This is a genomic window from Rodentibacter caecimuris (assembly GCF_010587025.1).
Lineage (GTDB): Bacteria > Pseudomonadota > Gammaproteobacteria > Enterobacterales > Pasteurellaceae > Rodentibacter > Rodentibacter caecimuris.
In genome coordinates this window covers 39529-61894 of sequence record NZ_CP040863.1, presented here as the reverse complement: position 1 = coordinate 61894, position 22366 = coordinate 39529, and the positions used below count along the sequence as shown (strand labels likewise).

General features: G+C 40.3%; 18 protein-coding genes. 2 read left to right on the top strand and 16 right to left on the bottom strand.

Features of this window, described 5'->3' with window-relative positions:
* Positions 1 to 55 precede the first annotated feature (55 nt).
* The 5 genes from recC to FEE42_RS00255 are packed head-to-tail and all read right to left on the bottom strand — an operon-like array spanning position 56 to position 5696.
* On the bottom strand, positions 56 to 3451 hold the full coding sequence (recC, locus tag FEE42_RS00275; protein ID WP_164028785.1) for an exodeoxyribonuclease V subunit gamma: 3396 nt from the start codon (positions 3449 to 3451) through the stop codon (positions 56 to 58).
* A gap of 51 nt (positions 3452 to 3502) precedes the next feature.
* Positions 3503 to 3790, bottom strand: a complete 288-nt coding sequence (locus tag FEE42_RS00270) for a DUF5374 domain-containing protein (protein WP_059365380.1) — start codon at positions 3788 to 3790, stop codon at positions 3503 to 3505.
* Positions 3783 to 4472: a DUF2572 family protein gene (locus FEE42_RS00265; protein ID WP_059365381.1), complete on the bottom strand. Its 690-nt coding sequence runs from the start codon at positions 4470 to 4472 to the stop codon at positions 3783 to 3785. The genes FEE42_RS00270 and FEE42_RS00265 overlap by 8 nt, the downstream gene beginning before the upstream one ends.
* A complete protein-coding gene (locus FEE42_RS00260) occupies positions 4472 to 5176 on the bottom strand; it encodes a PulJ/GspJ family protein (protein ID WP_059365382.1) in 705 nt (234 codons plus the stop codon). Before FEE42_RS00260 ends, FEE42_RS00265 begins: the two co-directional genes overlap by 1 nt.
* A 4-nt stretch (positions 5177 to 5180) precedes the next feature.
* On the bottom strand, positions 5181 to 5696 hold the full coding sequence (locus tag FEE42_RS00255) for a type II secretion system protein (protein ID WP_059365383.1): 516 nt from the start codon (positions 5694 to 5696) through the stop codon (positions 5181 to 5183).
* 199 nt (positions 5697 to 5895) lie between these two features.
* On the opposite strand from FEE42_RS00255, the gene suhB reads away from it, so the two are divergent.
* Together suhB and FEE42_RS00245 are read left to right on the top strand one after the other, a co-directional pair.
* Positions 5896 to 6699, top strand: a complete 804-nt coding sequence (gene suhB, locus FEE42_RS00250) for an inositol-1-monophosphatase (RefSeq protein WP_059365384.1) — start codon at positions 5896 to 5898, stop codon at positions 6697 to 6699.
* 207 nt (positions 6700 to 6906) lie between these two features.
* Complete coding sequence (locus FEE42_RS00245) at positions 6907 to 8295, top strand: cytochrome-c peroxidase (RefSeq protein ID WP_059365385.1); 1389 nt, start codon at positions 6907 to 6909, stop codon at positions 8293 to 8295.
* 48 nt (positions 8296 to 8343) lie between these two features.
* On the opposite strand, the gene FEE42_RS00240 is transcribed toward FEE42_RS00245, so the two are convergent.
* The 11 genes from FEE42_RS00240 to FEE42_RS00190 all read right to left on the bottom strand — a co-directional run bounded on the left by FEE42_RS00240 (position 8344) and on the right by FEE42_RS00190 (position 22136).
* The gene (locus FEE42_RS00240; protein WP_164027416.1) at positions 8344 to 9129 is read right to left on the bottom strand and encodes a Cof-type HAD-IIB family hydrolase; all 786 of its coding nucleotides are present in this window, start codon (positions 9127 to 9129) and stop codon (positions 8344 to 8346) included.
* Between the two features lie 55 nt (positions 9130 to 9184).
* Positions 9185 to 9652, bottom strand: coding sequence for an rRNA maturation RNase YbeY (ybeY, locus tag FEE42_RS00235; protein ID WP_164027415.1), 468 nt, complete (start codon positions 9650 to 9652; stop codon positions 9185 to 9187).
* A gap of 1 nt (position 9653) precedes the next feature.
* A complete protein-coding gene (locus FEE42_RS00230; RefSeq protein WP_164027414.1) occupies positions 9654 to 10736 on the bottom strand; it encodes a PhoH family protein in 1083 nt (360 codons plus the stop codon).
* A 95-nt stretch (positions 10737 to 10831) separates the two neighbouring features.
* Entirely contained in the window at positions 10832 to 13111 is a 2280-nt protein-coding gene (gshAB, locus tag FEE42_RS00225; protein ID WP_164027413.1) for a bifunctional glutamate--cysteine ligase GshA/glutathione synthetase GshB, read from the bottom strand.
* A gap of 129 nt (positions 13112 to 13240) precedes the next feature.
* A complete protein-coding gene (locus tag FEE42_RS00220; RefSeq protein WP_077582364.1) occupies positions 13241 to 13954 on the bottom strand; it encodes a TerC family protein in 714 nt (237 codons plus the stop codon).
* A 69-nt stretch (positions 13955 to 14023) separates the two neighbouring features.
* Complete coding sequence (gene uvrC / locus FEE42_RS00215; protein WP_164027412.1) at positions 14024 to 15850, bottom strand: excinuclease ABC subunit UvrC; 1827 nt, start codon at positions 15848 to 15850, stop codon at positions 14024 to 14026.
* Position 15851: 1 nt separating this feature from the next.
* Positions 15852 to 16616, bottom strand: coding sequence for a 3-deoxy-manno-octulosonate cytidylyltransferase (gene kdsB, locus FEE42_RS00210; RefSeq protein WP_164027411.1), 765 nt, complete (start codon positions 16614 to 16616; stop codon positions 15852 to 15854).
* A gap of 51 nt (positions 16617 to 16667) precedes the next feature.
* On the bottom strand, positions 16668 to 16847 hold the full coding sequence (locus FEE42_RS00205; protein ID WP_059365393.1) for a Trm112 family protein: 180 nt from the start codon (positions 16845 to 16847) through the stop codon (positions 16668 to 16670).
* Entirely contained in the window at positions 16840 to 17838 is a 999-nt protein-coding gene (gene lpxK, locus FEE42_RS00200) for a tetraacyldisaccharide 4'-kinase (RefSeq protein WP_059365394.1), read from the bottom strand. The genes FEE42_RS00205 and lpxK overlap by 8 nt, the downstream gene beginning before the upstream one ends.
* Before the next feature lie 125 nt (positions 17839 to 17963).
* Positions 17964 to 19712, bottom strand: a complete 1749-nt coding sequence (gene msbA / locus FEE42_RS00195; protein ID WP_164027410.1) for a lipid A ABC transporter ATP-binding protein/permease MsbA — start codon at positions 19710 to 19712, stop codon at positions 17964 to 17966.
* Between the two features lie 42 nt (positions 19713 to 19754).
* Positions 19755 to 22136: a DNA internalization-related competence protein ComEC/Rec2 gene (locus FEE42_RS00190; RefSeq protein WP_164028784.1), complete on the bottom strand. Its 2382-nt coding sequence runs from the start codon at positions 22134 to 22136 to the stop codon at positions 19755 to 19757.
* Between the last annotated feature and the right edge of the window lie 230 nt (positions 22137 to 22366).

Sequence of the window (22366 nt, the reverse complement as noted above, 5' to 3'; positions counted from 1 at the left end):
CCTCTCAAAAACGGGCACTTATCTTAGCAAAAAAAGTCCGTGTTGACGATTTACTTTATTTTTTATTACTTGACTTCTTAGCGTCTTTTGCAAATAACACGCCAAACCAATCTGTCGTTTGTTTTACTAATGTCATCAGGTTTTCCTGCTGATCAAATTTTGTCGTTTGAGCCAATACACGAGACCAATAAGGATCGGCTTTCTTTGTATAATTTCTTTGCTTTTCATCTTCGGTTAATTTTCTTAATTTCGCCAAAACAACCTCAACATTGACCGCACTTTCATCTTTTTCAATAAATTCGGTGATTTTGTCAATCGTTGGAACAAGCTGGATTTCCAACTGACTTTGCAAATACGCCTGTGCGTAAATTTGCAACTGGGTTAATGCGCTCTCCCGCTCCACTTGCGGTAATTCAATGGTTTGATCTTGTGTAATTAATTTTGCCGGCAGAGTATTTTCCTGCGTGACAGATTGGATCAAATAATAAATCCAAGGGCGAATACAATAACGCTCTTTATAGTTCGCAAAACGCCATTCAATCACTTGATTTGTTTCACCGAAAAGATTTTGCATATAACCAAATAGGCGGATTGCTTGTGTTTTGCCTTGCCAAGGAACATTCAATGTGAAATCGACAGAGGCATTGTGCGGTTTATCCAGATCCGTGATTTTATGTTTAAATTCCAATACGGTCTCACGCAAGGTTTCCGCCGCGACTTGACCAAATTGCGCACGAGGTAATACCCCTTTCACATTAGCTTGGGCAAAATATCGGTCGAACTCACTTTCATCAAGATACAGCAGATGATTATTAAGCGCATATTTATCCAATCCGGTTAAGGTGAAATTTTCGCTGTCGGCAATACGATCGTCTTCATCACGAAAATACACCCCAAGCTGTTTTTCAAAGAAAAATTTCACCGAATTTTCCACAAAACCCACAAAGCGCTCCAACTCGATTTCCGTTATGGATTCCGTATTTTCCATCAGCGTAACAAATTCTTTTTGTGATTTATGCCCTGTCATCTTGGCTATGGGCAACCATTTAGCGGCAAAAGAGCGGTTAACATTATCGCTATTTTTAAAATTACTCGGGCTAAATGCCGTCATCGTATGTTGTTGAATAGACAATTTTCCCTCGTTCGTTTGCCGCTGATTAATATAATCCAATAATTGGCTAACCAGTATGGAGGGCTCTTTGCTTTGGTTATCAATAGTTGAACGACCAATATAACTGATGTAGCAATAATCCCGTGCGGCAAGCAAGGCTTCAAGGAATAAATAACGATCGTCATCACGCCGCACCCGATCACCTTTTTGATGATGATATTGCATTAGATCAAAACTGTTTGGCGTTTGTCTGCGAGGGTAATCCGCCTCGTTCATCCCCAATAAGCAAACCACTCTGAACGGAACGGCACGCATTGGCAATAGTGTACAGAAATTGACTTTACCGGCTAAAAATTTCAGGCTATTCGGCGTATCCTCCAACTTTATCCTCATCACATCGGCGATTACATCCGATTGCAATAAAGTATTAAAATGAAGCTCCTCTAATTGCTCCGTCACCTCATTAATTTTTTCCTGAATATAAAGGAGGCTGTCATGGTTTTCTTCATTTTGTACAAAAAAATCCTGCAAAAGTGCGCTTAATATTTGTTGCCATTTTTTCATGGAATGGGCTTCTTGAAGCATTTCATACCAAGCGGAAAGCACGGTGAAAAAATGCGACAAATATCCGGCTAACACGCCCTTTAAACCATAGCTACTGTCAAACCCGAGGCTGTCTTGCCAAATACCGTGCTCTTCACGCATCGCATAGCCTAATAGCATACGTTCTAAGCCTGCTTGCCAAGAATTAAAATTTGTCCCGTCTTGATTTTTTTGTAAACCAAAACGGATTCCCGCATCAGCCACCCATTCACGGATTAGGGGTAAATCGGAAAGCGAAATGTTAAAACGCTGATGTACGGCGGGAATATCCAATAAAGCGAGTATTTGTTCCGCACTAAAGGTGCTTTCTTTTAAATGTAATAACGAGAGATAACAAGAAACCAAAGCATCACTTTCCGATAATTTGTTATCGGAAATGGAAAAAGGAATCAGCGGCACATCACCATTTTTATTACCAAAAACGGATTGAATATAAGGGGTGTAATGATTAATATCCGCCACCATAACCACAATATCTTTTGGAGTAAGCAATGGATTTTGATTAAACAAATCCAGTAAATAATCATGCAATACTTCCACCTCACGCATTGCGCTGTGACAAGCGTGTATGCTTAAACTACGGTCGTTTTTTGCAATGTTTAAAGGTTGATTGGTTAAATGCAAAATATGGGATTGTAATTGCCCGAGTAACGTCCTATTCGGAATTTCCTCATAAGCATTCAGTGCATAGGTGGGAATGCGTTCTTCATCCTTAAGCAATGTGTAAAGAAAATCACGCCCCATCTTCCCCCAAGCGGCAAGCAGCGGATTGCCGTTTTGCAGTTTTTCCTCATAATAGGTAGTTTCAAGATTATTGTCTGTCAATGCAGAAATCTGACTATTGGAAAAGAGCGGTTGAATTTCCTGTTGTTTTTGATAATGACGACGTACACGATTGCTAAGATAATCCATCCGTAAATCACGAATATCCCCCCAATATTCCTGACTTGGATTATTAAAAAACAGATGAATATCTACCTCTAATGACATTGCCTGTAAAATGGATAAATAAGCCGTTGGCAACGCTGAGATACCAAAAATAAAGAGACGATTAGGCAGTTTTTTGGGTTGATTTTTATCGTTTAATAAGGTGAGAAATTTCTCGTGCAAAGCCGCGCGGTGTGTGGCTTGCTCACCGGTATCCGTTTTTACCTTTGCAACCAATGCCCGCCACAATATACCCTGCCAAGTCACATTTCCTTGAATTTGTTGCAACAACACATCATTTAAATGAGCTTGTTGCCTTTTGATTTGTGCGGCAATTTTCTCATCTTCCTCTCTTTCCCAAGCAAAAATCCACTCGGGACGATAAACCAAATATTGGTCAAATAAATCGGCAATTTTGCTACTTAATTGATAGAGTTTGTATTGTTCCGAATAAGGCGAAGAGGATAAATAATGACGTAAAGGCTCGAATTCTTCCCGATCTAAAAAATGAGGTATTAATCCCATTAAACGCCACATCATACTGTCTTTATCAAAAGGATTCTGTAAAGAAACGAAAGGTAAATTATCTTTGTAAAGTTGCCAAATAAACGTCGCCGGCATTGGAAAGGTTAAATTGGCGGAAATGCCGTTTTTCTTGGCTAATTCCATCTGTAACCATTGCGCCATACCGGGACTTTGCACCAGAATAATATCTTGCTGAAAAGGATCTTCCTTTGGCATTGTGTTAAACAATTCGGCAAGAATCTCTTTCTGTTTTTCAAGTTGATTGGAATAGTAAACGATAAACACGGCACAACCTATCAAAAATAAGCCAAAACGGAGTGTCATTCTACCTGTTTTTTACTCATTTTTCAGGGAAAATTCACCTTGAGAAGAGCGAACAACTACTTGGTTACCCGAGCATTGTATTTGAAATTGTAGATTATTTTGTTTCACTTGTTGTTCACAAGGTAAACCTAAAAATTGTCGTTGTGCTTGATTTTCGGCGATCTGCAACGCTTGAAAATCATGATAAATTTCTGCCGCACTTTTACGCTGATTTGCCGTCCAGCGATTAAATACCAGAAACAATATACTAAACAGCATAATCGTAAACATCACGGAAGTCAGCGACATCCCTTTATTCATTTGAGGCTTTAAAATCACTCCAACTTTTCTCCGCTAATTGCCATTTACTGTATTGTTGCACCAAAGGTTCGATGATCTTTTTACCATAGGCAAGACTAACGCCTTCTAATGTTAGCCGCCCGCCTGTAATCACCGCTCCGCTCACCCGCCCTTTACCCCGTAATATTAAATCCCCTTCTGCTACTAAAATGCCTTGTACTGTGCCATTTACTTCCCATTCCGTTTGTTTCCCATTAAACCAATATAGTTGCGGCATTTTATTCGATACTAATGGGTTAGCAGGCATTGAAAAGAGCGGTCGAAATTCATCAAGATTTTCTAAATGAATCAAGCTTGCCAACAAACCTTGATTATCCCCTTTTGTCGGCGACTTCTTAAATATGGCGGCACGCCGACACCATAGAGAATACTGAATCGAATCTTCTGCCCCCTCAATATTTATAAAAACTTGCCGAACAAGATCCGAATTATCCAAAGGAAGTGTTGAACAGGCATTCTGCTGATCCAATAACGTCATTTTTTGTAACGTTAAGGTTTGTTCTACATAGTTTTTACGCTGCATTTGCTGCGCACGAAAAAAACTCAAAGTGCTATCGTCAAAAAGTAATATCACCGCCAACAAACCGGCAAGAAAAATCAAAATGGCGAGCGTAACAACGCCCTTTCTTCCCTGTTGTTTCATTACTGATTCCACAATGCCACCACCATTGATGTTTCATACTGAATTGTAGAATTCCCTTTTAAATTACCGGCAAGCTGAATTTCAATGCCTTTTCTTTCTGCAATAAAATTAAATTGCAAATGAGTGATTTCGTATTCATTTTCATCAAGTAAATCAGTCCAACCGCCCCCGGCATTACAGGCTGTTTGTTGAAGTGCTTTTTGGCATTCGTTTGATTGACACTTGGCATTGATTGCGCTTTTGTAAGTTTGTTTCGTTTCAACCATTTTGTTATTCAATTTATAACCGAAAAGTTCTTTTTCGACACCCTTTGCCACATTTTGATGCCTATTCAAACAGGTATTTTTAGTATATTTTTCGCCAACACATCCGTTTGCGTTGAGATCATAAAAGAACAAGACACAGCTATTTTGGGGTGCATTATTTGCTTGTGAAATAAGTAACGCTGCGCCTTTTTCATCCAGCTCAAACAAACCGATATTGGTTTCAATCAACTTATTATTTAATGCCCGAAACCCTGCACGACGAAGATCTTTTCCTATAAGCTGAACCGTTCGTTGTAATTCTGCCTGCAATTTTAATTTCAATAAAAGCTGTCGATTCTGAATTTGTATATCAGTATAAAACTGTGAAACGACCAATAAAAGTGCGGATGAAATTGCCAATGCAATCATTAATGCGAGTAATGTTTGCCCTTTTTTCATGGTTTCATCTCGTACACGCACTGGCGGACTGATTAGGTTTCAACTTTAAACTCCCCACATTAAAAAAGGAAAATAATGTGCTCTCATCACCTGCTTGTAATAAAAAACAGTTGGAATCTATCGTATTGCGTATGCCATTAAAACGAGCCATTTCCGTAGGATAAATTTTGGGGCTAATAATCATCGTTTTCTGATCGAAATATGGATAGTAAAAATGCGCATAAACCTCTTTTGGACAGCTTGTCGGAGCAAAACAATCGCAGCGTTTGTCATTTTTGACCTGAGCCGTCATACACCATTGCTTTGTCGTAGGATGACGATTTGCCAAAATAAACCAAATTTCAGAAGAATTTTCCGCCCGCCCCTGAATCTGTCGCAAAAATAAATAAAGGCGATGCTGCTCTTTTGCTAAAATTGTCTTGGGATTATCGGTTTGCCAGAGCGGGAGGCTGAAACTTAATGCAATACTGATAATTGCCAAACCAATTAATAATTCCACTAATGTTAAACCTTTGTGCATAAAAATTTTCCTCATTTTCACCGCACTTTAAGGTATTTTCTCATCGACACAACAACGCTGAATCACTTTTTCGATCATGATCGCAAGATTATGAAAAGGATAAGAAAAAAGTGCCATTTTATGATTTTCAGCTGGTTATTTTTACAAATGCCGCTATAATGGCACGCAAATTTTTGGTTCTTTAAAATCTGGTGAAATTATGAATCCAATGTTGAATATCGCTATTCGCGCGGCACGAAGAGCGGGCAATGTCATTGCTAAAAATTATGAACGCCGTGATGATATCGAAACGTTACAAAAAGGTATCAATGACTACGTTACAAACATAGATAAAGCTGCGGAAGCAGAAATTATCGAAATTATCCGTAAATCTTATCCCGAACACACCGTTATCACTGAAGAGAGCGGTGCTATTGAAGGGAAGGACAGCGATGTTCAATGGATTGTCGATCCACTAGATGGCACTCGCAATTTCATGAACGGCTTACCACACTTTGCCGTATCTATCGCTATCCGTGTAAAAAATCGTACGGAAGTAGGCGTGGTTTACGATCCTATCCGCAACGAATTATTTACTGCGGTACGCGGTGAAGGTGCAAAATTAAATGACGTACGCTTACGTGTTGATGCAAAACGAGAACTTCAAGGCGCGATTGTTGCTACCGGTTTTCCATTCAAACAACCAAAACTTATGCCAACCCAGTTTGCAATGATGAATGCACTCATTGAAGATGCTGCGGATTTCCGTCGCACCGGATCTGCTGCCTTAGATTTATGCTATGTCGCATCAAACCGCGTTGACGGCTATTTTGAAATGGGCATAAAAGCATGGGATTGTGCCGCAGGTGATTTAATTGTACGTGAAGCCGGTGGTTTGGTTTGTGATTTTGAAGCGGGCAATAGCTATTTACGTAGCGGGAATATTGTTGCGGCTCCACCTCGAGTACTAAAAGAAATGTTAAATAAAATTCGCCCTTACTTAGGCAGTAATTTTAAAAACTAAAAAACATTAAAAAAACTAACCGCACTTTTTGCATAACAAAAGGTGCGGTTAGTTTTTTCGTTTGCTCCCTATAAAATAGATATATCTTTATTTCAAACAATCAAATTTATAGTTTTGGCAAATCAAATTTTTTGATTTTTATCAAAAAACGTCACCTTTTTATCAGTGATAATTAGTGGAATTTATTTATCTCTACCGGAGGATTATATGAAAAAGTGGGTACTTGGCGCTGGTGCCTTAAGTGTTATTGGTTATTTAGGTGTGGTGGGTTATCTTCATCAATTTGATAAAGGGCAAGCCACAAAATTATTAGTGGAAAATCACTATTCCGGCGACCAACAAAAAGTCGCAGAAACCCTGCTCAACAATGGATGTCAATATTGCCATAGCCCAAATGCCGATCTCCCGTTCTATTCAGCACTACCTGTTATAAGCAATAAAATGCAAAGTGATATTGAACTGGGGCTTCGCGCATTCCGTATGGATCGTTTACTTGAAGGTGCAAAAGATCCAAGCAAATTATCACAAGCAGATTTAGCAAAATTGCAGCGCGTGATTGAAAATAATGAAATGCCATTACCTGAATTCACCCATTTGCACTGGGGCTCTAAACCTGATGATCAAGAAAAAGCATTTTTACTCAATTGGATTCGTGAAAAACGCCAAATGTTATTACCGCAAGGAACGCCTAATGCTGATGTAAATCGTCTCGTCCAGCCAATTCCGGATAGTATCCCGACAGATGCCGCAAAAGTTGCTCTCGGTCATAGTATTTTCTTTGACGGACGTTTATCGGGCGATGGAAGTATTCAATGCCACACGTGTCACCAATTGGATAAAGGTGGTGTCGATCGTCTTGCCACCTCAACCGGTATTGACGGAAAAAAAGGCCCGATTAATGCACCAACAGTGTTTAATGCCGCCTTCAACTTTGTTCAATTCTGGGATGGTCGTGCAGCGGATTTAGCCGATCAAGCGAAAGGCCCTCCAACAAATCCTCTTGAGATGGGATCGAATTCTTGGGATGAAATCGTCGCACGATTTGAAACGGATGAAGATTTCAAGAAAAGCTTTTTAAAAGAATACCCGCAAATCACAAAAGAAACGCTGACTCACGCTATCGGAGAGTATGAAAAAACTTTGATCACCCCAAATAGTGATTTCGATCGTTATCTAAAAGGTGAACAAACTGCATTAAATGCACAACAACTTCGTGGTTATGAGTTGTTTAAACAACATAAATGCGATACCTGCCATACCGGTGTTTCCCTAGGCGGACAATCCTATGAATATATGGGACTTTATGGCGATTACTTTAAAGATCGCGGTACGCCTTTAACAGAAGCTGATGAAGGTCGTTTTGCCCAAACAAAAGACCCTTACGATATGCATCGTTTTAAAGTACCAACACTACGCAATGTTGCTCTAACCGCCCCTTATTTCCATGATGCTTCGGCAGCTGATCTTAAGGAAGCCGTTCGGGTTATGCTAAAATATCAAAGCAATGTTCAGCAACCAAAACAGCAAGATATTGATGATATCTCCTCATTCTTGGAAAGTTTAACCGGAGAATTCAACGGTGAGAAACTAAAATAGTTTTATAACTTGAAATGGCCGCAAGTGCGGTCATTTTTTTATCTATTTTTATTCAGGGAAAATTTCGTTCAGAATCAAAGCTAATCCATCTTCATCATTACTTGCCGTTACACGCTTAGCGACCTGTTTGATCTCTTCAGGGGCATTGCCCATTGCCACGCCTAAACCGACATTTTCCAGCATATCAAGATCGTTAAAGTTATCACCAAAGGCAATAGCCTCTTCTTCCTTCACGTTGAAATAACTTTCTAAAAAGCGTACGGCATTGCCTTTTGTCGCTGATTTTTCCATAACTTCCAAGAAATTTGGGTGGGAACGACAAATACTCAAATATGGAAACTCGGTTTTTAAACGATTTTCAACGTCAACGATTTCATCCTCTTCACCGATAATTTGAATTTTATGCGGTGAATAGCGCGTATTTTCATCGTAAGGATCAATGTGAATTTTTGTTACACTCTTCTCAAAAGCAACCCATTTATTATTTACATCACGAGCCACACAATCATTATGTGTGTAGTAATTCACCCCTAATGTAGGATACTCTGACAAAACACGGTTAATTTTTTGAATATCTTCCGTTGAAATATTGACGGAATAGAGAGCATTAAACTGGCGATCTAAAATCAACGCACCGCTAAATGCCACAATGACATTGTAATGTTCAATTTGCTTGGCATAAGGCAAAATACCAAGAGGTGAACGGGCTGAAATAGGTACAAAAGGAATACCATTTCGGGTAATACGCTGAATGGCAGCTAAGGTTCTTGGGGAAATTTTATGATCTGAGGTTAGTAGCGTTCCATCAAAATCACTGAATACGGCTTTATACATTGTTACTCCAAATTACCGGCAACGGGATTTCTACTAAAAAGTAAAACTACCGTTACTATTCTTTTTCCAATAAATAAGGATCGGCAAAACCTAAATTTTGCATAATCTGTGTTTCTAGGCTTTCCATTTCTTCGGCTTCTTCATCTTCAATATGATCATAGCCCAATAAATGCAAACTGCCGTGCACCACCATATGTGCCCAATGTGCCATAAGTGGTTTTTCTTGTTCTATGGCTTCACTCTCCACCACTTGGCGACAAATAACCAAATCGCCCAACAAAGGAAGCTCAACTTCATCGGGACAATCAAAGGGAAAAGAAAGTACGTTTGTCGGGCGATCTTTCCCACGATAAGTGAGATTGAGTTCGTGACTTTCCGCCTCATCCACAATACGCACCGTCATTTCCACATTATCACTTTCCGGTTGCACCGCCGCTGTTGCCCATTGTGTAATTTGACTTTCCGTTGGTAAACCTTGTGTATTTTCAGTGGCGATCTGTAAATCAATTAATATATTTCCCATACTATCCTGCTAAATTCTCTGTGAAAACCGACCGCTCTTTTTCCCGCTCTACTTTACGTTGTTCGGCTAACGCTTTGCGGCGGGCTTCATCTTTTATTTCCCATGCCTCATAGGCTTGTACTACTTTTGCCACGACCGGATGACGCACGATGTCTTTACTATCAAAATAATTGAAACTCAACTCAGGGACGTTTTCCAATACCTCAATAGCATGACGCAAGCCTGATTTCGTGCTACGAGGTAAATCGATTTGAGTAATATCGCCGGTAATCACCGCCTTAGAATTAAAGCCGATACGGGTAAGGAACATTTTCATCTGCTCAACGGTAGTATTTTGACTTTCATCTAAAATAATGAAACTGTCATTGAGTGTTCGCCCACGCATATAGGCTAAAGGGGCGATTTCAATCACATTACGCTCCATCAATTTTTGCACACGTTCAAACCCTAACATTTCAAACAGGGCATCATAAAGCGGCCGTAAATAAGGCTCTATTTTTTGCCCTAAATCGCCCGGTAAAAAGCCTAATTTTTCACCCGCCTCTACCGCCGGGCGGGTTAATAACACACGGCGGATTTCTTGTCTTTCCAAGGCTTCTACCGCAGCCGCAACCGCTAAAAAGGTTTTCCCCGTACCTGCCGGCCCGATACCGAAACTAATATCGTGGGTTAAAATATTATGTAAATATTGAATTTGATTTTCACCGCGCGGCTTAATCATCCCTCGTTTAGTTTTAATTGTGGTGCTGTAAACCTTGCTTTCTGTACGATTGAGATCCGCCTGAGAAAGCATTCGGCTTTCTTGTAACGCAATATGTACGTCTTCTAAATCTAATTCTGTAACTTTACCTTTAATAGGGGCGGTTTCCAGATATAAATCTTGAATTAATTTAGCCGCACTTTGTACAAGTTTTTCGTGGTGAGATTTAGGGTTTTCCTCATTGGATTTGATGGTAAACGTGAAGTTATTTCGAGAAATATTGAGATTAAATTCTGTTTCAATCAACTTAAGATGATCGTCAAATGCACCGCAAAGTGATTGAAGACGTGTATTGTCTTGGGGTTCGAGAGTGAATGTTGTCATTAAGATTGCTTATGGTTAATTTTTATTTAGTTGGAGATTATTTTAATCAATTATTGGAAAGTGCGGTCAAAATTAACCGCACTTTTTAACAACGTTTAACGCACTTTCAGTTCCGGAAATAACATTTCCAGTACATTCAAAGTGACACGACGGGATTTACCGGCATAAGGGAAAATATGCATCATCATCATCGGATTGAAGTTTGCTTCAATCACACCCCATGATTGCAAATTATTTTCCGCCGGTTTGGTTAGATCAGGAATAATCAAATCCACACCGCAAACGGCAGCACCCATCGCTTTGGCAATCCCAACCGCAAGTTGTTTATAACTTTCATGCATTTGTTCCGTCATATCGATAGAATCGCCGCCGGTACTAATATTTGAATTAGCCCGTAACTGCACAATAAGATCTCTTGGCGGAATAGAATCGACCGTCCATCCTTGCTCTTTTAATTGAAGTTTCTCAATATCACCCAAAGCAATTTTTTTCAATGGGGTACGGCTGCCGTCGCCACGTAAAGGATGATCGTTTTTCATTTCGACCAATTCTTTCACAGTATGTTCGCCATCACCGACGACATTCGCCGGTACTCGTAATAATACCGCCAAGGTTTGCCCGCCCAATACAAAGAAACGATATTCGGTACCGACTAAATAATCTTCTATCATAATTTCGTTATCTTCACGGAAAGCAATTTCTACCGCTTTGGCAAAATCATCGCGGTTTTGTACACCTTGTTGGAAAATCGTAATTCCCAGACCAAAATTCGTAGATTTCGGTTTAATCACCACTGCACGGTTCTCAAAAAGTGGGAAACTTTCAACCGCACTTTTCACATCCGTAAATTCAACACTTTGCGGCACATTAAAACCGGCTTTTGCCAACACTTTTTTGGTAACCACTTTATTTTCCATAATTAATGGCGAAATATAGCGATCATGTGAAGTCATATTGCCATTTTTCACATATTCAAGATGATCACCGTATTGCAAACTGAGGAATTGATCACGCTCGTCTAAAATCTCGAGCTTCAGCCCTTTTTGAATTGCATCAAATATTAATGCCTGTGTCGAAAGTTCCATATTGTCAAAACCGGATAAGGCATAGAAACGTTCGAACGCATTTTTCTTATTGCCTTTCGCAATATCCGCCCCTAATTTCTGATAGCCCCCGAATTGATCAATAGCGACGACAACGTTGGCACAGAGCGTGTCACGCGGATTCGCAAATTGTACAAATTTTTCTTTTGCGATAGCTTTAATTTCATCACCGGCTTGAAGTGCTTCAAGCATATTCAGCATTTGAAGTAATACTAACTCCCCTTCGACAGCGTAAGCCGTTGGTGATAAAGGATCTTCCCAAGACACTTCGGCAAGACGGGTTTTGCCTAATTCGATGTCACCTTGATCAGCCGTATGATCCAACCATGCCATCAATAAAATGAAATAATGGATGAATTTCGCATCTTCCAATGTAATGCCATACGGTGCAAAAGGATTGAGATCAAAGAGGCGGAACTCAAGATATTGAATCCCCGTTTTGAGTAAATCACGGGCTTTTGCCGCACCACGCAAACGCACATTAGAATAGAATTCTTTTTCTGCAATCAACTTGCCGCTATTTACCCAATGCTCAAGGCTATCAACATAGGATTGTAAACTATTGAAAGAAACTTTGATTTCAGGTTCATTCACATAACCGAAAGGGCTCGAACGCAAGCTACGCACATATTGATTGGGTTGAAGCGGTGTTCCGTCACGGAAATAATTTTCATCAACGGTTGGCGTAGCAGAGAACAAATAAAGCAGAATCCATTGATAGCGAAGGAAATTTTTCGCAATTTTCAGATATAAATCATTCTGAAAATCCACCGCACTTGTTTGTTTCGTTTGAGCTTCAAAAAGTGCTTGAACAAATGCCGGATCCAATTGGAAATTATAGTGAATACCACTGACCATTTGTTTATATTTGCCGTAGTTTTTCACTAAATGCTCACGATATGCCACATCTTCCGGATTATCCAATTGCGCAACCTTAATTTGCTTTTCCGGTGGCAACCCTGCCGGCATACTGAATGGGAAAATATATTCATTTTCGGGAAGCGTACGCAATGTCACTTCATGAATAGCAGAAAGCCAACGTAATGCATTTTCTAATGTTTTACTCGGCGGCGTAACCAGCTCCAGTTGGCTTTCAGCAAAATCCGTTTGAATATAAGGATGAAAACTACGATTACCAAAGGCTTTCGGATGTTCGGTGGTGACAATAGAACCGTCTGCGTAAACACGCTGGCTTTCCTTTTCAATACCGAATAAACCTTGTTGGAAAAGTAATTCAAGATGATGTTGTTTAATTATGTTCTGGATATTCATAGTAAGTCCCTTTAGAAAATGTCCTAGTATTATGGTTGGATTCTTCAGAAAAATAAATAAGAAAATTGAATAGAACGAAAATATTAATTTATATAAAAAATGCGCTCATTTCTGACCGCACTTTTCTGACTATTTTATTAATTTTCTCATTCGAATATTCAACACTTCTACTACTAGGGAAAAACCCATTGCGAAATAAATATAGCCTTTTGAGATATGTATATCAAGGCTTTCTGCAATGAGGCTGATTCCCACTAAAACTAAAAATGCTAAAGCAAGAATTTTTAATGTTGGGTGAGTATCCACAAAATCACCGATTGGCTTCGCGGCAAATAACATCACACCGACAGCAAAGATGATTGCTAAAATCATCACCGGTAAATGCTCCGCCATACCGACGGCAGTAATCACCGAATCAAGGGAAAACACAATATCTAATATGGCTATTTGAAGCAATACACCAAAATAACTGACTTTCTTTTCATTTTCATTTTTATGATGATCTTCAGGATGAAGTGCTTCTTTAATTTCACCGATACTTTTTACAACTAAGAACAAGCCGCCCAAGAATAAAATTAAATCCCGTCCTGAAATCTCTTGATTGAACAAAGTAAACAGCGGTTCGGTTAATTTCATCATCCAAGCAAGCGACATCAAAAGTAAAATTCGGGTGATCATCGCTAAAGATAAACCGATAACACGCCCGGACTGACGTTGATGTGCCGGCAAACGTCCTACTAAAATACTAATAAAAATAATATTATCGATCCCTAACACAATTTCAAGTGCGGTTAATGTCGCAAGAGAAAGCCAAGCCTCGGGATCACTAAGCCATTCAAACATAAGTTGTTCCTATAAAAATTCAAAAAGCGGATCATAATCACTTTATGAAGAAAAGCAATGAGTATTTCATCAATTCCTCAAGGTTTCATAGATCGTTTCCGCCAATTTTCTTGAAATTCCCGGCACGGAAGCGATCTCATCTACAGTAGCATTTTTCACGCCTTGCAAACCTCCAAGGTATTTCAATAGGGCTTGACGACGTTTCGCTCCAACTCCCTCAATACTTTCCAAACCGCTGTGGGTAAAGGCATTTTGGCGTTTTTTGCGGTGTCCGCTAATGGCGTGATTATGGCTTTCATCACGAATATGCTGGATTAAATGCAACGCTAAACTGTCATCGGGTAAATGAATTTCTCGGTTTTGTTTGCTGATAATCAGCACCTCTTGCCCTGCTCGGCGATCGACGCCTTTCGCCACACCAATTAAGTGCGGTCGGTTTTTATCCCATTTTACATTCAACTGCTGAAATACAGCTAACGCCCGATTAAGTTGCCCTTTTCCGCCATCAATAAAGATTACATCAGGGATTTTCTCCTCTTCTAAATCTCGATCATAGCGTTTTTTGAGCGCTTGTTCCATTGCCGCATAGTCATCACCACCGGTAATGCCCTCAATGTTAAATCGCCGATAATCGGATTTTAGCGGGCCTTCTTGATTGAACACCACACAAGATGCCACCGTTTGATTTCCCATCGTATGACTAATATCAAAACATTCCATTCGCTTAATTTCCGACACGTTAAGTAACTCGCATAAGGCTTGATAACGCTCGGACATTCGTGAGGATTGCTTGAGTTGGGTGGCAAGCGCCGCTTTCGCATTCACTTGTGCCAACTGTAAATATTTTCCTTTATCCCCTTTCACGCTTTCTTGGATCGTAACTTTTCTACCGGCTTGCTCGGTAAGAAGTGTTTCCAATTCTGTTTTTTCAGCGAGTTTTCGATCCACAATAATACTATTGGGAATAGTTCTGCCCTGATGTCCCTGTAAATAAAATTGCCCAACAAAAGTTTCCGTCAACTCGGAAAGATCCGTATTTGCCGGTACTTTCGGGAAATAACTGCGATTGCCCAATACTTTTCCTTGGCGGATAAACATTACTTGCACACAGGCTAAACCATGTTGATAAGCGATCGACATAATATCCATATCGTCCAATCGCTCATTAGAGACAAACTGTTTTTCGATGACCGATCGCACCGCTTGGATTTGATCGCGATAACGTGCCGCTTGTTCAAAATCCAAACTTTGGCTTGCTTGATCCATTTTGCCGATCAAATAATCCAGCACTTGTTGATCTTTGCCTTGTAAAAATAAACGGGCCAATTCCACTTGTTGAGAATACTCTTCGTCGGTTACATAGCCGGCTACACAAGGCGCAGAACAACGCTCAATTTGATATTGCAAGCAAGGGCGGGAACGATTGGCATAGACAGAATTTTCGCACTGACGCACCGGGAATAATTTTTGGATCAAAGATAAGGTTTCCCGTACCGCCCCGGCGTGGGGATAAGGGCCAAAATATTCACCGGCAATTTTTTTTGCACCGCGATAAGCGGTAATACGCGGATGACGCTCTTTCGTCAATAAAATAAAAGGATAGGATTTATCATCACGCAGCAACACATTATAACGGGGCTGATACTGTTTGATGTAATTATGCTCTAATAACAGCGCTTCCGTTTCAGAAGAAGTGATCGTGGTGTCAATATGATGAATAGCGGCGACCAACGCTTCCGTTTTCTTACTACTGAGATTGGATCTAAAATAACTCGATAGACGCTTTTTTAAATCCTTCGCTTTCCCCACATAAATAACCTGATCTTTATCGTCATACATACGATAAACGCCGGGTTCATGAGAAACATTGGTCAGGAATTTTTTTGCATCAAACATCTTAATTCGCCGCTAAAATCGACCGCACTTTTTCTAAATCTTCCATCGTATCTACGCCCACAGCAGGCACTTCCTTCGCCAGTTCCACATGAATTCTCTCCGCATTCCATAGCACCCGTAGCTGTTCCAATTTTTCTAAATTTTCCAACACGGTAGGTTCCCACTGCACATATTTCTTGATAAAACCGGCACGGTAAGCATAAATACCGATATGACGCAAATATACATCCGTCAATGCTACCTTCGCGACATCTTGCAAGCCCATAAATCGGTCGCGGTCATAAGGTATGACCGAGCGGGAAAAATACAGCACATAGCCTGATTTATCCGCCACCAGTTTAACCACATTTGGATTAAACAGTTCTTCCACTTCGTGAATTTTCACTGCAAGGGTTGCCATATTCACGTTAAATTTTGCTAAATTTTCCGCCACTTGGCGAACAATCACCGGCGGAATAAGCGGTTCATCGCCTTGGATATTCACAATAATTTCATCATCAGGAATAGCAAGTTTTTCCACCACCTCGGCTAAACGCTCTGTGCCTGAATTGTGATGTTCCGATGTCATACAAACTTCCGCCCCAAAACCTTGTGCAATTTTCTCCACATTTTCGTTATCGGTCGCAATAATCACGCGACTTGCCCCTGATTGTCGGGCTTTTTCAAATACGTGTTGAATCATCGGTTTTCCGACAATTTCTGCGAGAGGTTTCCCCGGTAAGCGGGATGAAGAAAAACGAGCAGGGATAATGACAGTAAATGACATAAAATATTCCTTGTTATCTTAATAATCCTAAAGAGTTCATAGCCGAAAAGGTTAATCAGCAAGCTTTTCCGCTTTTTCTGCAAGCAATATCGGCACGCCGTTTTCAATAGGATAAGCTAAATGTTCATAGCGACAAATGAATCGTTGATTTTCGGCATCATATTGCAAGCGGGCTAAGCAACGAGGGCAAGCGATTACGTCAAGCAATTTTGGGTTGATTCGCTCAGGCATTTTTGTATTGTTCCACCAATTTGTCAATTTTCTTCCAAAAGTGCGGTAAATTTTCGCCTTGTTTTTCAAGCTCTGATATTTCCGCCTCTACCGGCACATACCACCAATTTTCTTTTGCAAACTCTCGGCATTTTACCGCATCTTTTTCCGTCATAAAGAGCGGTTGGTTTTGTGAGAATTTTTCTAACTGTGCGACTTCAAAATGTTGATGATCCTGAAAACCTTGAGTTTGTAGTAATTTGATTCCTAATTTTTCCAACATTGTAAAAAATCGTTGCGGATGCCCAATTCCCGCAATGGCAGCTCCGGAGGAAAATTCATTTAACAAGCGTTTTTCATTGGTTTTTAAATTAATGGCATAGCGAGGAAGTAAGCTCATCACCACATCGGAATACTGATTTTTCCCCCCGTTAGTGATAATCAGATCTACGTTTTTTAATCGGGCGGGTAATTCCCGCAACGGCCCGGCAGGCAATACAAACCCATTGCCAAGCCCCCGTTCGGCGTCCATTACCACAATTTCAACATCCCGTTGTAACTTATAATGTTGTAACCCATCGTCTGAAATAATGATGTCGCAATCAGCTTGGTTCAAGAGTAATTCAATCGCTTGCCGGCGATTTGGCGAAATAACAACAGGTACACCGGTACGTTTAGCAATAAGAACCGGTTCGTCTCCTCCTTCAAAAGGAGGCGTATCTGCTGTCACCAACAACGGATACGTTTTAGCGTGGCTACCATAACCACGAGAAATAACACCAACACGCCATCCGCGTTTTTTCATCTCTTCCGCCAACCACACCACAACCGGCGTTTTGCCATTACCGCCTACGGATAGATTTCCGACAATCACAACGGGCTTCGCAGCACGATAAACAGCAATGAAACCTAAAGAAAACAACATTCGGCGAGTTTGACTAATTAACCAAAATAACAGCGAAAATGGTAGAAGAAGCCAAGCAAGTTTGGAGTGAGAATACCAAAATGGCATAAATGTTCCTCTCAAAAGTGCGGATAAAATAACGCGAGTTTTTTAACCCGCGTTTTAGCGTCTTTGGGCTTTTATTTTTGACCTGCGTTATCGGCAAAAATTACTCTAGCCCTTAACATTCAAAGCTAACCGCTAAACTGCATACTATGCAGCTGTTTGTACGCCCCGTCCAAAGCAAGTAGTTCATGATGACTACCCCGTTCGCGAATTTCCCCATGTTCGACCACAAGAATTTCATCCGCATTTTCAATCGTAGATAAACGGTGCGCAATCACTAATACCGTCCGATCTTTTTTCAATTCATCAAGTGCCGATTGAATCGCTCGTTCGGATTCCGTATCAAGGGCGGAAGTCGCCTCGTCTAAAATTAACACCGGTGAATTACGAAGTAAGGCACGGGCTATCGCCAAACGCTGACGCTGCCCGCCGGAAAGGCTTGCGCCGTTTTCCCCAATCATGGTATCAAACCCATTTGGTAATTTTTCGATAAACTCTAACGCATAAGCTGCTTTTGCCGCAGCGATAATTTCCTCACGTGAATATTTATCACTTGCCGCATAAGCGATGTTATTTGCAACCGTATCATTAAATAGATGCACTTGCTGTGAAACGACCGCACAATTTTCACGTAAATTTGATAGGCGATAATCTTGAATATTCACACCATCAAGCAAAATCTCGCCTTGTTCAACATCATAAAAACGGGTAACAAGATTGGCGATAGTAGATTTCCCCGAGCCGGAACGCCCCACCAAAGCAACGGTTTTTCCGGCGGGAATCTTGAATGAAATATGATTTAAGGCAAGCTCGGCTTTACCTTGATAAGCAAAACTCACATTTTTAAACTCTAATTCGCCTTTTGCCGGTTCCGCTTTATAAGTACCGTTGTCTTTTTCCGCCTCTAAATCCAAAATTGCAAACAACGTTTGGCAAGCCGCCATTCCACGTTGAAATTGGGAGTTTACATTGGTTAAGGATTTAAGAGGGCGCATCATCGCTAACATAGATGAAAAAACCACAGTAAAAGAACCCGCACTGAGATTATCATCGGCAATTAATGGCGTTGTGGCTAAATAAAGCACGGCGGCTAACGCAAGAGAGGCGATAATTTGTACCACAGGATCAGAAATCGCATCGGCAGTGACCATTTTCATGCCCTTGCGACGCATATCATTACTCACGTGATTAAAACGCTCTTCTTCCACATTTTGACCGCCAAAAGATAAAACGACTTTATGTCCTTTCAACATTTGTTCGGTGGTAGATGTCAATTCGCCCATTGAATCTTGTAGATTTTTACTGAGTTTGCGGAAGATTTTTGACACCATACGAATCAATAGGGCAATAATCGGCCCGATAATGAAAAGCACCAACGTTAATTCCCAACTGGTATAAAGCATCACAACAAGTAAGGAAATGATATAAGCCCCTTCACGCACAATGGTAACAAGGGAATTAGAAGAGGAATTGGCGATCATTTCGGAATCGTAAGTAATACGGGAAAGCAATTTTCCGGAGGGATTACGATCAAAAAAGCTGACCGGCATAAACATTAAATGTTTAAATAAGCGGCGACGCATTGTCATCACAACCTTGCCGGAAACCCATGCCAAGCAATAGTTGGAAATAAAGCTACTCAGTCCGCGTAGAAAAATCATGCCGACAACAACAAACGCCATCGTTTTTAAAAAAGCATGATCGGTTTTACCAAATCCATCGTCAAGCAAGGGTTTCAACAAATAAATTAAGCCGGAATCCGCCAAAGCATTTAGCACAAGGGCGACTGCCGCAACTACCAGCCCGGATTTAAAGGGCTTAATCATTGGCCACAAACGCTTAAACGTTTGTACTGTGGAAAGATCTTTATCTTGCATATTAATTAATTATCTTCAAAAAAATTCGTCGCATTGTACCTTTTATTCGGGTAAGAATCCAATCGGGCGGGCATACCAAGGCGAAAAAGCATTTTTTTGGCGTGAGATTTTCCATCCGTTATCATAAAAACTAACTCGAATTTGCCCCGAAACAGCCGTATTTTCGACCGCACTTTGATGTCGTTTAAGACGTTCAATAACGGTTGGATGGGGAAATTTCCAAGGATTCCAACGCCCGCTTGAAATAATCGCAAAATCCGGTTTGGTGTGTGAAACCAAAATCTCGCCTGTAGAAGTTTTGCTACCATGATGTCCGACTTGTAACACATTGATTTTGCCTAAAGTGCGGGCAAAAATGTGCTCGTTTTTCGTCTCTGCATCGCCGGTAAGCAAGACACGATATTTGCCATCTTCTAATAAAATGACACAAGAATTCGGATTATCCGCCCGTATAACGACTTTCTGCGGTGAAAGAATACGAAAATGAATCCCCTGCCATTCCCATTCTTTTCCGGCAATACAAAAATCCCGATGAATTTCACCATAGCTTTTTTCAGACGAAGTGATGAATTCTGCATTTGGATAGTTTCTTAAAATGGCCTTTGCCCCACCGGAATGATCGTTATCGTCGTGGCTTAAAATGAGTTTATCCAAACTTATTCCTTCTCGCCGTAAATAAGGCAAAATTTCCAATTCGGCCATTGAACCGCCTTGCCACGCCGAACCGGTATCGTACAAAATCGCCCGACTATTTTTTACAATTAAAGTTGCCAGCCCTTGCCCCACATCTAAGGTATCCAACTGCCAAATCGGTTTCTGATATTGTCGAATCGCAACAAACAATAAAGATGAAACGGCAATACCGACAGAACCCCAAACGGCTTGTTTTTTGTAAATTGTCGGCAATGCTCTATTAGTCTCTAATGTAAAATATTTCGCTGATTTTATTTTCCAAGCCTTTTGCAAAAGGCTTTTTTCACGGTAGATTCCAACAATAATCAGAAGAAAAAACAGGCTGAAAAAGGCGGTTAAAATGAGTGATAAATTCAATGAGACACTCAGCCAGTTTCCCTGAAAAAAGGCAATAAGTTGCGTAATACCCTCTGCCAAACTATTTGCCAATTGCCAAGAATACAGCGCCCCATTGCTTAGCACGGCAAATAAGATCACAGGGATAAGAAAAAAACTATATAAGGGGACGGCCAGCAAATTAGCAAAAAAACCGCTCAGTGATATTCCATTAAATAAAATAAGTTGTAACGGCGTAAATAACAGCAATAAACCGAACTGCAAATGAAATAAACCCAAAATCCACCGCACTTTAGGTGAAAAAGGGTTAAACCGCCATTGAAACAAAGAAAGAGGTAGGTAACGATACCAAATGATGAGACAAAATACCGCCCCTATCGAAAGCCAAAAACTCGTTGAAAGAGGCATAAGAGGATCACACAGTAGAAGAAAGGCGATAATTAAGATAAAAAGCCGGAAAGCCGAATAATAACGGCGTTGTGATTGTATTATTAAAACTAAAAGCAAAGCGGAAATTGCCCGAAAAGTGGGAACATTAAAGCCAGCCAGATAAGCATAAAATAAGGCAAATAAAGCCCCTAACCACAGCGGAAAAACAGGTTGAATATACTTTGTCGGCAGGAAAAACTGTGCCAATCTGACCAATAACAACCCTATTCCCATAGCTAATCCGATATGTAAACCGGAAATCGCAATTAAATGTCCCGTATTCGTCTGTTGATAAATTTGCCATGTCGTTTGATCCAACCATGCCCGTTCCCCAAAAGCTAAGGCGATCAATAAACCTTGTAAAGAAAGCGTTTCAGTTTGTTTTAATGCCTGCCATAATTTTTTTTCACGCCATGAAAAATTGCTGTCGATTTTGACCGCACTTTTTAAATGCCCCGTCGCCGTCACACCTTGAGAAAAATACCATTGTTGGCGATCAAATCCTCCAAAATTTAATCTTGCAGAAAGTGGTTTGACAGAAACTTCGCCTTGCCATTTTTCGCCTAAAAAAGGCTTTGCTTGCGCTTTCCAATTAAGAAAAATTCGTTGTTCCTTGTTATTTAGTATCGTACGGGCAATCACCGTTTGGTATTCCTGCTGATGTAACACCCTTTCAATTTGTAAAACTAAATTTTGTTTTTCAGGCAAAATTTCATCGGCTTGTTGTAATAAATTCAATGCAACAGAATGTGTATAACCGAATGCCAAAATAACAACATTCAATGTGATGCAACAATGAAACAGCCATATTTTTTTGAACCAATAGAAGAAAAAGGCGGTCAGAGTGAAAATTAAATGACATAGTAACGTTGGTTTCCAACCGATCAGCATAAAATCGGGTAGGAATATTAACGATAACGAAGCACAAATCAGACTTATTGCCAAGGTAAACAAATTTAAAGGCATTGGGAATAAGAGTAATGAATGAAATGTGCGCACACTATGTATTTTTAAATTAGCAAACAATCTTTTCTCCTAAATTTTGAGATCTTGATCGCAAAATAAAATTTTAGTGAGGAAATTTTGTTTGCTAAAAGGGGCAACATCTGATATTTATATCGCCCTCAAAAAGGTGGGTTTCTCAATAAAAATTGAGAGCAAATTATTAATGATAATGACAGGAAGTCGTGAAGTTC